16 protein-coding genes are annotated in these 11935 nt (G+C 68.4%); 12 read left to right on the top strand and 4 right to left on the bottom strand.

Features of this window, described 5'->3' with window-relative positions:
- Positions 1 to 8 precede the first annotated feature (8 nt).
- Together P1L40_RS17055 and dnaG are read left to right on the top strand one after the other, a co-directional pair.
- The gene (locus P1L40_RS17055) at positions 9 to 722 is read left to right on the top strand and encodes a sugar phosphate isomerase/epimerase family protein (protein ID WP_284008791.1); all 714 of its coding nucleotides are present in this window, start codon (positions 9 to 11) and stop codon (positions 720 to 722) included.
- A 101-nt stretch (positions 723 to 823) separates the two neighbouring features.
- Positions 824 to 2116: a DNA primase DnaG gene (gene dnaG / locus P1L40_RS17060; protein WP_284008793.1), complete on the top strand. Its 1293-nt coding sequence runs from the start codon at positions 824 to 826 to the stop codon at positions 2114 to 2116.
- Here the strand turns inward: dnaG and P1L40_RS17065 are convergent.
- Both P1L40_RS17065 and P1L40_RS17070 read right to left on the bottom strand, forming a co-directional pair.
- Positions 2107 to 2529: a GNAT family N-acetyltransferase gene (locus P1L40_RS17065; RefSeq protein ID WP_284008794.1), complete on the bottom strand. Its 423-nt coding sequence runs from the start codon at positions 2527 to 2529 to the stop codon at positions 2107 to 2109. The genes dnaG and P1L40_RS17065 overlap by 10 nt on opposite strands.
- A complete protein-coding gene (locus tag P1L40_RS17070) occupies positions 2526 to 3869 on the bottom strand; it encodes a DUF92 domain-containing protein (RefSeq protein ID WP_284008796.1) in 1344 nt (447 codons plus the stop codon). Before P1L40_RS17070 ends, P1L40_RS17065 begins: the two co-directional genes overlap by 4 nt.
- Before the next feature lie 121 nt (positions 3870 to 3990).
- On the opposite strand from P1L40_RS17070, the gene P1L40_RS17075 reads away from it, so the two are divergent.
- Together P1L40_RS17075 and P1L40_RS17080 are read left to right on the top strand one after the other, a co-directional pair.
- Complete coding sequence (locus P1L40_RS17075; RefSeq protein ID WP_284008797.1) at positions 3991 to 4599, top strand: undecaprenyl diphosphate synthase family protein; 609 nt, start codon at positions 3991 to 3993, stop codon at positions 4597 to 4599.
- An 87-nt stretch (positions 4600 to 4686) separates the two neighbouring features.
- The gene (locus P1L40_RS17080; protein WP_284008799.1) at positions 4687 to 5559 is read left to right on the top strand and encodes an Ig-like domain-containing protein; all 873 of its coding nucleotides are present in this window, start codon (positions 4687 to 4689) and stop codon (positions 5557 to 5559) included.
- Here P1L40_RS17080 and uppS read toward each other — a convergent pair.
- Entirely contained in the window at positions 5556 to 6470 is a 915-nt protein-coding gene (gene uppS / locus P1L40_RS17085) for a polyprenyl diphosphate synthase (protein ID WP_284008801.1), read from the bottom strand. The genes P1L40_RS17080 and uppS overlap by 4 nt on opposite strands.
- Before the next feature lie 137 nt (positions 6471 to 6607).
- Here uppS and P1L40_RS17090 point away from each other — a divergent pair, with 137 nt between their 5' ends.
- Entirely contained in the window at positions 6608 to 6802 is a 195-nt protein-coding gene (locus P1L40_RS17090) for a cold-shock protein (RefSeq protein ID WP_162319255.1), read from the top strand.
- Between the two features lie 136 nt (positions 6803 to 6938).
- Positions 6939 to 7349 (top strand): DUF5778 family protein, encoded by a 411-nt coding sequence (locus P1L40_RS17095; protein ID WP_284008804.1) that lies wholly within the window; start codon positions 6939 to 6941, stop codon positions 7347 to 7349.
- Positions 7350 to 7355: 6 nt separating this feature from the next.
- On the opposite strand, the gene P1L40_RS17100 is transcribed toward P1L40_RS17095, so the two are convergent.
- Entirely contained in the window at positions 7356 to 7637 is a 282-nt protein-coding gene (locus P1L40_RS17100; protein WP_284008805.1) for a DUF7577 domain-containing protein, read from the bottom strand.
- Positions 7638 to 7734: 97 nt separating this feature from the next.
- Here P1L40_RS17100 and ahbB point away from each other — a divergent pair, with 97 nt between their 5' ends.
- The 6 genes from ahbB to lwrS are packed head-to-tail and all read left to right on the top strand — an operon-like array spanning position 7735 to position 11818.
- A complete protein-coding gene (ahbB, locus tag P1L40_RS17105; protein ID WP_284008806.1) occupies positions 7735 to 8823 on the top strand; it encodes a siroheme decarboxylase subunit beta in 1089 nt (362 codons plus the stop codon).
- Positions 8820 to 9467, top strand: a complete 648-nt coding sequence (locus P1L40_RS17110; protein WP_284008808.1) for a precorrin-2 dehydrogenase/sirohydrochlorin ferrochelatase family protein — start codon at positions 8820 to 8822, stop codon at positions 9465 to 9467. The genes ahbB and P1L40_RS17110 overlap by 4 nt, the downstream gene beginning before the upstream one ends.
- Positions 9464 to 10810: a glutamyl-tRNA reductase gene (hemA, locus tag P1L40_RS17115; RefSeq protein WP_284008810.1), complete on the top strand. Its 1347-nt coding sequence runs from the start codon at positions 9464 to 9466 to the stop codon at positions 10808 to 10810. The genes P1L40_RS17110 and hemA overlap by 4 nt, the downstream gene beginning before the upstream one ends.
- Before the next feature lie 4 nt (positions 10811 to 10814).
- Positions 10815 to 11105: a hypothetical protein gene (locus P1L40_RS17120; RefSeq protein ID WP_284008811.1), complete on the top strand. Its 291-nt coding sequence runs from the start codon at positions 10815 to 10817 to the stop codon at positions 11103 to 11105.
- Positions 11106 to 11146: 41 nt separating this feature from the next.
- Complete coding sequence (locus P1L40_RS17125) at positions 11147 to 11425, top strand: 4a-hydroxytetrahydrobiopterin dehydratase (RefSeq protein ID WP_284008813.1); 279 nt, start codon at positions 11147 to 11149, stop codon at positions 11423 to 11425.
- A 3-nt stretch (positions 11426 to 11428) separates the two neighbouring features.
- Positions 11429 to 11818 carry an LWR-salt protein gene (gene lwrS, locus P1L40_RS17130; protein ID WP_284008815.1) on the top strand — a complete coding sequence of 130 codons (390 nt, stop codon included), beginning with the start codon at positions 11429 to 11431 and terminating at the stop codon, positions 11816 to 11818.
- Positions 11819 to 11935 lie beyond the last annotated feature (117 nt).

The following is an 11935-nucleotide window of genomic DNA, read 5'->3' on the forward strand; positions in this document are numbered from 1 at the left end:
GAAGCGACATGCACACCGCGATCCAGCTGTGGACGCTGCGCGATCACTCGGGGCCACAGGCCGAGACCTTCGAGCGTATCGCCGCGGCCGGCTACGACGGCGTCGAGTTCGCGGGCCTGTCGGACCCGGTCGAGACGGCTCGGAAGCTGGAGGCGGCGGGCCTGCTCGCCGCCGGCGCACACGTCGACGCCGAGGCGATCCGGGCCGACCCCGCCGGCGTCACCGACGACCTCGCGACGCTGGGTGTCCCCTACGTCGTGGTCCCGTACCTCGACGACGACCATTTCGCGGACGCGGCGGCGGTCGCCGAGACGGCGACGATGCTCGACGACCTGTCCGGCGCCGTCGAGAAGCCGCTCCTCTATCACAATCACACACACGAGTTCGTCCCGATCGGGACCGAGACAGCGTTCGATCGGCTGATCGAGGAGACGACAGTCGGTATCGAACTCGACATCGGATGGGCACAGGCGGCGGGTCGTGACCCGGTTGCCCTCCTAGAAACACTGTCGGGCCGCGCCCCAGTCGTCCATCTGAAAGACGTGACCGCCGACGGGGAGCCCACCGGGCTGGGCGAGGGGGTCGTCGATCTCCAGGCGGTCGTCGACGCCGCGCGGGCGGCCGGGACGGAGTGGCTCGTCTTCGAACACGACGATCCGGCGGCACCGATCGAAGCGATGGCGGCGGCCGCCGACGTGCTCTCGACGCTCGCCGTCGAGTGAGCGGTCGGGTGGACAGCTTATTTGAGTCCGCCCCGTCTACGGAGCGATAGAACTCGCGGGCCGGCCCTGTCGAAAATGGGCCGGCCGCCCGGAGCACAACGATGCAAGACACCGCAAAATATCTGATACACGCTGACATCACCGCGGCCGGCGTCGTCGAGCGCAGCGACGTGGTCGGCGCGGTGTTCGGACAGACCGAGGGGTTGCTCGGCGACGACATGGACCTACGGGACCTCCAGGACTCGAAGAAGGTCGGCCGGATCGATGTCGAGATCGCCGCGGAGGGCGGCCAGTCCCGCGGCGAAGTGACCGTCGCGAGCGGCCTGGACAAGGTCGAGACGGCGATCCTCGCGGCGGCGCTGGAGACGATCGAGCAGGTCGGTCCCTGTGGCGCGGAGATCACCGTCACGAACATCGAAGACATCAGAAGCGCCAAGCGCCGGGAGGTCGTCGACCGGGCGACGGAACTCCTCGCCCAGTTCGAGGCCGACTCGGTGACGACCGAAGACATCGTCGAGACCGTCCGCCAGCGGGTCCGGGTCGAAGATGTCACGGAGTACGACGGGTTCCCCGCCGGGCCACGGGTGGCCGACTCCGACGCTATCGTCGTGGTCGAGGGGCGTGCCGACGTAGTCCAGCTGTTGAAATACGGCGTCAAGAACGCGATCGCCGTCGAAGGCACCGACGTTCCCGACACCGTCGCCGACCTGACCGCCGACCGGACTGTCACCGCGTTTCTGGACGGCGACCGGGGCGGCGACCTCATCCTGAAGGAACTCGGGCAGGTCGGCGAGATCGACTACGTCGCGCTGGCACCGCGCGGACAGTCGGTCGAAGATCTCTCGCGGGCCGACGCGATGACGGCCCTGCGGGACAAGATCCCGTACGAGGAGTTCGTGGACGGAGCGGACGGCGAGTCGAGCCAGGACTCGTCCGGGACGGCCAGAGCGGACGGCCCGGTCGCCGTCGACCCTACACCGCCCGCCGAGGGCGACGAGCGTTCCGAGGAGGGCGGCGCGGTCGCCGTCACCGAGACCGTCGAGACGCCAGCGGCCGACGAGACGGGAGCGACACCGGACGCCGAGTCGACAGCGGTCCCGGAGACGCTCTCGGACCACGTCGCCGCCGTCATCGGGGCCGGGACCGGACAGGCTCGCCTCCTCGGCCCGGACGGTGCGGTCCTCGCGGACGGGGACGCCGACGACACCGTCTCGCTGGTCGCCGAGAGCGAGACGGTCCCCGAGACGGTCGTCCTCGACGGCCCGTGTTCACAGAAAGTACTCGACGTGGCCGCACAGCGGGGCGTCGACGTGGTCGTCGCCACCGAACACGGCGAGTACGTCAAACAGCCCACGAGCGTCCACGTCCGGATCGAAGACGGCGATCAGAGCTGACGCGTCAACAGGACGCCGTCGCCGTCGTCGTAGTGCTCCGGGAGCCGTCCCTCCTCGCTGAACCCGAGTTTGTCGTAGAACCCCCGGACCCGCTCGTCGTCGGCGCGGGCGGTGAGCCGGACGGTCTCGAAGCCCGCCGCTCGGAGCCGTTCGAACAGCGTCGAGAGCAACTGCGTCCCGATCCCCCGGCCCTGTTCGGCGGGCGCGACGGCCAGTTCCGCCAAGTACGCGATTGGGTGGTCCGGAACCACGAGTGCGTACCCGACCGGCCCGCCGTCGTCGTAGACGAGCAGTTCCGGCGGCCCGTCGACGGCGACCGACAGCAGGTCCGGCCAGGGGTGATCCAGCGCGGCCGCCTGGATCGCCCGCAACCGGGCGCGGTCGGCCGGGCGACCCTCGCGGATCGGCGTCATACGAGGCCGCCACCGAGTGCCAGCACCGCGCCGGTGATCGCCGCGGTCAGCGTCGCCAGCATGTTGACGCCCTGGTTGCCGACGACGGTCCCCTCGACTGTCGCACCGAGAAGACTGTCGACGGTCATCCCGACCAGGCCACAGACGACCACGGCGACGGCGCCGACGGTCCCAACCGGGGCCAGGAGGACCGACGCGATACCGGCGATGATCCCCGCGCCGACCAGGCCGGCGGCGACCCCCTGCCAGGTGACCGCACCGTCCGTGCCTGGTTCGACCCGGCGGAAGGTCGTGATGAGGCGCGGGTTGTCGTAGAGTCCGCCGAACTCGCTGGAGAAGGTGTCGGTCATCGCCGCCGCGACCGCGCCGGCGAAGGCATAGAGGAAGAGGACGGGGTCGACCGCGATGTGTGAGGGGCTCGCGGCGGTCGCCAGAACCGCGACGAGCGCCACGATCGAGTTCGCGAGGACGTTCCCGCTGCCTCTGGCCCCTTCGTTCTCCTCGGCGATCCCCCGCTCTAGCTTCTCCTCGTAGCGGTACTTCGAGGAGAGCCCGCCGAGGCCGAAGAATGTCACGAGCATCGCGAACCAGCCGTACCCACCGAGGACGATCGTCAACAGCGCGAGCAAGATGCCGGTCAACATGCCGGGCAGCGACGCCGTGTCCAGCGCGTAGGAGACGTAGCCAAGCACCGCCGTGACGACCAGCGCGACGGCGATTCGCTGTGTCGCGACCGACGGGTCAAGCACGAACAACAGCCACAACAGGAGCCCGACGGTGAGTAAAACGAGCGGGTCGTCGCGCTCGAACAGGACGGAGCGCAACAGCGCGGCCACCAGCGACCCGGTCGCCGCCAGGAACACGACGAGGGGGAGTTCGACGGCAACCGTCTGGAGCCGTGCGCCGACGACGTGGCCGACCAGCCCGGCGGCGAACCCGGCGACGACGAACGCCGCCGTCGCGACGAACTGATCGCTCCTGACGGTGGCGACGAGTCGCTGGCCGAGGTTCCCGAAGGCGAGGACGAACACCGTCCCGACGAACACCCATGCGGGCATCCCGAACTGGACGGCAAACAGCGCCAGCCCCGCGGCGGCGAGCGAGAACGCGGCGAGCCCGTGGAGCTTCCCGTCCTCGTAGTCGCCCGGGCGAGCGAACAGGTCGAACAGCCGGGAGCCGGGATCGACGACCGTCAGCGCGAGCGCGGCGACGAGCACGAACGGCCCGGTCGCGGCGACGGTCGACAGCGCCGGCGACCGGATGGCTGTCGCGAGCGGGACCACGAGGGCGAGCGTCCCGACGAGGGCGAACCCGGCCGCCCGCCGTACGGTCGATGTCACGTCTCTCCGGTACCCCGGAGAGCCACTTACCGTTTCCGAACTCCGGGAGGGGCGTTCGCCGCGCCGTCGAGCCCCACACCGAGTCGTGAGCTTTAGGCGACCCCTGGGCGTATCCCGCGGCGTGGGTCTGTACGACCGCTACCTCGCGACCCGTCTCCGGATGAGCGACGCCGCCCTCCCCGAGCGTGTCGCCCTCGTCATCACCGAACGGGACCTCCTGACCGAGGGCGCCTACGGGACCCTGGAGCAGTTCCTCGACTGGGCGGTCCGGTACGGCGCCGAGACGATCGTCGTCTACGTGAGCGTCCTCGACGAGGAAGTCGTCCCGACCATCCGACAGGAACTCTCGGATATCCGGGCACCGAGTGCCGTCGCCGTCAGGGGGCCCGACGACGAGAGCAGAGCGGACGCGCCGATCCAGATCTCCATCGGGCTGGGCGGCCAGTCCGAGTTCGCGACGGCCGTCGCGAAGCTCGCCGAGGATGTCGCCGACGGGGAACTGCGCCCCGACGAGATCGACGAGGGCGCCGTCGAGGAGCATCTGGTCTTCCCGACGGACCCGGACCTCATCATCAAGACCGGCGCCGAGCGGCTCTCTGATTTCATGATCTGGCAGTCGGTCTACTCCGAACTGTACTTCACCGACGTGAACTGGCAGAACTTCCGCCAGCGGGACTATCTACGCGCGCTCAGGGACTACCAGGAGCGCCAGCGGCGGTTCGGCCGCTGATCGGGCCTCACAGCCGCCGGGACCGGACGCTCAAACCGCCGTTTGATCGCACCGAAAGCACTTGCCACGGCTACCGGAACCCCCGATATGGACACACCGCTGACCCGCCGTCGGTTCCTCCGGACTGGAGCCGCCGGGGCGGTCCTCTCTCTGGCCGGCTGTCGCTCGGCCACGGATGGACGGGGCGACGCCGGCGAGGCGACATCCGAGAGCACGCCGACGCCGGTTCCGACGCCCGACGAGACGGGAACGTACGCCCCGACACCGTCGGGACCCGAACCGTACCCGAATCGGCCCACAGAGCCGGACCGCGAGGCCGCCGTCGAGTTCGCCAGGGCGTTCGAGCGAACGCGAGCGTACAACAAACTACACGCGGAGAACGTCGAAGACATCAGCGTCGAGGGCGCGGCCGGACACGACCGGGCCGCACACGGCGGCCACTACGTGCTCGCGACCGCGACGGGCTACGCCAACTACGCCGACGACGTGCACGCCGACTGGGGGCAGCTTCCGGTCCTCTACTTCGTCAGCCCCGGACTCGTCGTCAGACCGGGCGACTACAGGGATCGGTCCTTCGACTGTTCGGAAGTCTTCGCCAGCGAGGACAGCGCGGAGAACTTCGCGACACCCTGTGAGGGGCAGTGGGCGTCCTACCGCGTCCACAACTTCGATACGGCGACCCACCAGCTCACGGTCTCGGTCGCGTTGACGACCGACGGCGGGTCGTCGCCGGTGCTCGACCGGGAGTACACCGTCGAACCGACCGGCAGCGTCCAACAGGAGAGTGTCACCTACCGCCGCGGGACCTACCGCGTCAGAGCGGAGACGGCGAGCGGGGCCACGGCCACCGCCGACTGGCGCCTCGACGGGTCGCCGGAGTTCCAGCGACCGCTGACGGTGTTGCTGACGCCCGTCGGTGACCTCCGAATCCGCCGGGTCCCGTTCGGGTCGGTCCGTTAATCGGCGAGTTCGTACTCCTCGTCGGCCTGTTCGCGCTCGCTGTTCGGCAGCGCGTCCCGGAACCGACGGAGGGCAGCCTGTGCCTGCGGGACCTCCCGGTCGCCCAGCGAGCGAACGAGCGCGAGCGCCCGCCGGGCGCGAGTCGTCCGCCAGGTCTCCTGGCGGTTCTGGTAGGTCCGGATCGCCCGCAGGAAGTCGATCTTCCGGAACTCGGGCCAGTACGGCGTACAGAAGAACGTCGCCGCCTCGTTGCCGTTGGCGTGCCAGGGGAGGAAGTTCGATGTTCGCTCGGCACCGCCGGTCCGGACGATCAGGTCCACGTCGCGTGTCGGGCCACGGTAGAGGTACTCCTCGACCGTGTCAACGTCAACGTCGCCCGGGTCGATGTCCCCCGTCGCGACCGAACGGGCAACGTCACGGGCAGCGCCCAGCAGTTCCGCCCGGCCGCCGTAGGCGAGTGCGATGTTGAGGTTGAGCCTGTCGTACTGTGCGGTCCGGGACTCGGCGTAGTCGATGGCGTCGACGACCCGCTCGGGGAGCATCTCGCGTTCGCCGATCGCGCGGATACACACCCCGGCGTCGTGGACTCGGTCCGCGTCGGCGAAGGTCCGGAGTTTCTCCTCGACGAGATCGAAGATGAACTCCCGCTGGTCGGCCGGCCGGTCGAAGTTCTCCGTCGAGAAGGTGTACAGCGTCACCTCGCGGACGCCCAGTTCGTCACACCAGTCGAGTAGCTGTTCGGTCGTCTGAGCCCCCTCGCGATGGCCCTCGTTCGTGTCCTCGCCCTGCTTGCGTGCGTAGCGGCGGTTCCCGTCCATGATGACGGCGACGTGGTCGGGTGCGCCTCCGATCTCCAGTCGCAGCAGCCGCTCGTACATCGCGTAGCCGATCTCACGCACCCTGCTCAGCATTACTGGAGTGATATCAACGCGCCGATAAGGACTTTGTGGAAGCGACCGGCCGCCTACCCTGGAACGGTCGGCGATCGAGCGAACGAACAGTGCGGGCACACATTTTATATATCCCCGGCGTCGTGTGTACTAGTGCAATGGCGACCGGTACGGTTGACTTCTTCAACGACACTGGCGGTTACGGATTCATCGAAACTGACGACGCTGACGAAGACGTGTTCTTCCACATGGAAGACGTCGGCGGTCCCGACCTCGAAGAGGGTCAGGAAGTCGAGTTCGACATCGAGCAGGCAGATAAGGGCCCTCGGGCAACCAATCTGAAGCGCCTGTAAGACGGGTCTCTGTACCCGCGTCCACTGGTACTGATACCCGACGGTAACGGGCCGTCGGCGGACCGACTCCGTGCGGCATTCTTCGAGCGACTGCCAATGCGAAGTGCATTAGAGTGACCGGGACGCAGGTCCAGCCATGCCTGACGCAGACGCGCTCGACGAGGATCTCTACCGACGGACGAAACAGCTCCTCGAACCCGGCGACATCGAACTCAACGGCGCTATCGTCCACACGGAGTACGACGGCAGCGACGAGATCGAGATGATGCAGGCGACCATCGATGTCGGCGAGCGCATCGCCGCCGCGGCGGGTCACGACCCCGCTGACACGTTCGTCTACTCGGGCAGCGACGACCCGGAGTTCGCCTCGAACCAGCACCAGGGATTGACACTGGACGACGAGTCGTTCGTCTGGGAGTGCCAGCAGTTGCTCCGTGAGGGGTCGTTCGACCTGGTCTTCTACTACGAGGCGAGTGCCGACCACGCGGGGCTGCTGGCCGACCTCGAAGACCGGGGCTACGTGGTCACCGGCGTCGAGGGCGAGTAGACCGACTCAGTGCTGTAAGCGTTCCTGGCAGTTGTGACAGTAGGTGTAGTCGACGCCGTTCGCCGAGCCACAGATCCGGCAGGTGACCGCCTCGACGGCCGCCTGCTCGAAGTAGGCGTTCAGCTGCCCCGCGTCGGGCCGTTGCCCGCCCGAGAACTGTTCGATCAGCGTGTCCTTCGCGGCGTAGTCGAGCACCCGGAACATGAGAATGAACGAGCCCGGGACGGCGACCAGTACGCAGAGGAAGACGAACAGTCGGAATCCCAGTTCGAGCGTGGAGATCGTCACGTACGCTGTTAGGTCGGGACCCAGTAAAGCCCTCTGGCGCTCTCCGGTCGTTGTGGCGTCCGGGTGGCTTATGTCTACCCAGACCCGAGACCGTCGTATGACAGCGGACCTCGAATCGGTCGACCGCGCGATTCTCAACGCCTTCCAGGGAGGGTTCCCGGTCGTCGAACGCCCGTTCGAACCGGCCGCCGACGCGCTGGCCGACCACGGCATCGACGTGACCGCCGCGGCGCTTCTCGCCAGGGTCCAGCGACTCGACGACGAGGGGGTACTGACCCGATTTGGCGCGCTCATCAACGCCGAGGCCATCGGCGGGACGGCGACGCTCGTGGCGACACACGCGCCGCCGGACAGCTACGACGAGCACGCGGACCTGATCAACGACCACCCCGAGGTCGCCCACAACTACGAACGGGAGCACCCGCATCTCAACATGTGGTTCGTCCTCTCGGTCGCCGACGAGGACCGCGTCGAGGACGTACTCGCCGAGATCGAGGCCGAGACCGGCGAGGCGACCTACAACCTCCCCAAACAACAGGAGTTCCACGTCGGCGCGAAGTTCCCCGTCGAGGGACCACAGACCCAGGCCGTCGACTGTTCGGCGGCCGGCCCGGACGTGACACCGACGGATCGCCGGTCGCTGACGGCCGACGAACTCGATCTCGTGTTGGCGATCCAGGACGGCCTGCCGATCACCGAGACGCCCTACGCCGACGTGGCGGCGGAGATCGGCGCGGACACGGAGTGGGTCGTCGAGACGATCAAGCGGTTCAACGAGGAGGGGAAGGTGCGCCGGGTCGGCGCCATCCCCAACCACTACGCGCTGGGCTACAGCGAGAACGGGATGACCGTCTGGAACGTCCCCGACGACGTGGTCGACGAGGTTGGCCCCGCGATCGCGGAGTTCGACTTCGTCACCCACTGCTACGAGCGGCCCCGCCACGAGGGGGCCTGGCCGTACAACTTCTTCGCGATGACCCACGGCCGCAGCGAGGCAGAGAGCGACCGGCGCATCCAGCAGGTCCACGACCGGATGGCGCAGTACTGGGCTGTCGGCGACGAGGACTGGGACACGCTGTTCTCGACGCGGATCCTCAAGAAGACCGGCATCAGGCTGGACGAGCGGGCGCGCGCCAACGCAGAGGCGGGGACAGGAACCGGCACCGCCGCGGAAACCGAACCGTGATCCCCCTCCTGCACGACTTCACCGACGAGACGGTGCTGGTCGTCGGCGGCGGACCGGTCGGCGCGCGGAAGGCGCGGCGGTTCGGGGCCGAGGCGCGCGTCGTCGTCGTCAGTCCCGAGTTCGCGGACCGGGAGTTCGGCGACGCCCAGCGCGTGCGGGCAGCACCCGACGCGGACGGCATCGCGGCGTGGATCGAGCGGACCGACCCGGCGCTCGTCGTCGCCGCGACCGACGACGGGGACCTCAACGACGCGGCGGCGGCAGCGGCACGCGAGGCCGGCGCGCTCGTCAATCGCGCGGACGACCACGGCGAGCGCGCGGTCGACGACGTGGCGGTGCCCGCGACGGTCCGGAACGACCCCGTCACGCTCGCCGTCGCCACCGGCGGTCGCGCGCCCGCGCTGTCGAAGTACCTCCGCGAGGAGTTCGAGGCACAGTTCGGCTCGGCCGGCGACATGGCGACGCTGGTGGGGGACCTGCGCGAGGACCTTCAGGACCGGGAGGTCGACCCGGCCCGCCGGCGGGACATCGTCCGGGCCGTTGTCAGAAACCGAGAGCTTTGGAAGGCTTTAGATAGGGGCGAACCCAAACCCGAACAAGTACTAGCAGCCGTGATCGAGGATCTACCGGGTGAGACGGCGTGAGAGAGCAACACGGAGTCATCGTCGGCGTGAGCGTGTCCCACGAGCACGCGACCGTGGATCAGTTGGAAGCCGCAGCCACGGACAGCCAGCGTTTCGCCGTCGAGACGCTGCTGTCCCGACCGGGGGTCGAGGAGGCGCTGGCCCTCCAGACGTGTAACCGGACCGAGGGCTACGTCGTCGCCGCCTCTCACGAGGTCGGCGTGTCGGCACTGGAGCTGTTCACACAGGACCTCGACGACGACGCGGCCGTCGTGATGGATCACGAGGAGAGCCTCCGCCACCTGCTCCGCGTGGCCGCCGGACTGGAGTCGATCGTCCTCGGCGAGGACCAGATCCTGGGTCAGCTCAGGACCGCCTACGAGCAGGCCCGCGGTGTCGGCGGTATCGGCCCCGTCCTGGAGGACGGGATCACCAAAGCGATCCACGTCGGCGAGCGCGCCCGCTCGGAGACGCGGATCAACGAGGGCGTCGTCTCGCTGGCCTCCGCTGCGGTCCGGCTCGTCGGGTCCGACCGGGACCTCGACGGCGAGAGCGCGCTCGTGGTCGGTGCCGGCGAGATGGGACGGCTCGCGGCGGTCGCGCTCGCAGAACGCGTCGATCGGGTGATCGTCGCCAACCGGACGGTCCCGCACGCGGAACACCTGGCGGACGCCATCGACACCGAGGCGAGTGCGGTCGCGCTGGACGCGCTCGACGCCGCCGTCGAGGAGGCGACGGTCGTAGTCTCCGCGACCGGAAGCAACGACAAGGTCTTCGAGGCGGCGGCGTTCGAGGACGCCGGCGAGACGGCCGTCGTCGACATCGCCCAGCCCCGCGATGTCCCGGCCGAGGCCGCCGACTTCGAGTCGGTGACGGTCTACGACCTGGACGCGCTCGAATCGGTCACCGAGGAGACGCGCACACAGCGGCGCGAGGCGGCCGAGGCGGTCGAACGGCTCGTCGACGAGGAGTTCGAGCACCTGCTGACCCAGTACAAGCGCAAGCGGGCCGACCGGGTCATCTCGACGATGTACGAGAGCGCCGAGCAGGTCAAGGCCGCCGAACTCAACACCGCGCTCTCGGCGGCGGAGTTCGACGAGGACCAGCGCGAGGTCGTCGAGTCGATGGCCGACGCTATCGTCTCGCAGTTGCTCGCCGCGCCGACCCGGAGTCTCAGAGACGCCGCCGAGGAGGACGACTGGTCGACGATCCACACCGCGCTGGAACTGTTCGATCCCGACTTCGGCGGGGACGACCAGTCCTCACCGCCGGAGTTCGTCGAGGAGATGCACCCCGAGGACATCCCCGACGGGATGCGCGACGAGATCCCCAACGCCGTCCTCGACGAACTGGCCGACGACTGAGCCGATGGTCAGCATCACGCCCCTGGTCGTCGGCGCCGGTTTCGTCGCCGTCGCGATCGGCGGGTTACTGGAGGTGACCGGGTACGACGAGGAGCAGCGTCGCGCCCACCGGCGGCTGGCACAGGTGTTCACGTACGGGTGCATAGTGATGCTCGGACTCGGTGGGTTCGCTATCTGGACCGGCGCCACAAGCGGGGTCTTGCCGGTCTGGGCGGTCGTCGCGCTGGCGGTCGTGACGGTGGGCGTCCTCTGGGCGCAGTGGAAGCTCCGCCGGGCGATCGACGCCGACGAGTGACCGGCACAACCGTTTTCGGGATGGCAGTCCAGCGTTCAGCTATGGCAGACCTGCTTTCCGACGACGAGATCGCACAGCGTCTCCCCGACGGCTGGAACCGAGAGGGCGACGAGATCGTCCGTGCTTTCGAGTTCGACGGCTACCTGGACGCGTCGGGCTTTCTCGGTGCCGCCGCGGGGCTGGCCGAAGACGCCTGGCACCACCCCGAGATGACGATCTCCTGGGGGGAGGTCGAGGTCCGGCTGACGACCCACGACGCCGGCGGGATCACCCAGAAAGACATCGACCTCGCCGAGCGACTCGACGGTATCTACGACTGAGCCGTGCCACCGGCGGACCCCCGCGAGGCAGCGGCGCGTTACGTCTTTCGAGTACGGTTCCGGCTCGACACGCCCGGTGGTGTCGCGGCCGAGCCCGATCGGTTCGAGACGACCGTCTATCGCCGGGCCGATCCACCGGGTGAGCCGGGCTGGCTGTTCTTTCGGGACAACTGCTGGCGGGGCGACCTGGTCGACGACTCGCAGTTCCGGTCGATCGTCGAGTCCGAACTGGGCGTGCCCGTCGAGTCGGTCGCGTTCAGCGAACTCCAGACGAGCGAGGCGCACCTCGACGAACTGAAAACCGCGATCGCCGCCGATCTGGACCTGTTCAACGCCGACTCGGTCACCGAAGTCCTCTCGAAGTATCTCGGAAGCTCGATCCGTGTCGAGTGAGAGAGTGACACGCACAGTAGTACGTTCCGATTAGGAACCGTCTACGGCCGATATCTGTCGACTACCTCGGTAGAAGGGCCCGAAAACCTTTATCAGATACTCCCCTATACAGTAGTC

Source organism: Haloarcula pelagica (assembly GCF_030127105.1).
Lineage (GTDB): Archaea > Halobacteriota > Halobacteria > Halobacteriales > Haloarculaceae > Haloarcula > Haloarcula pelagica.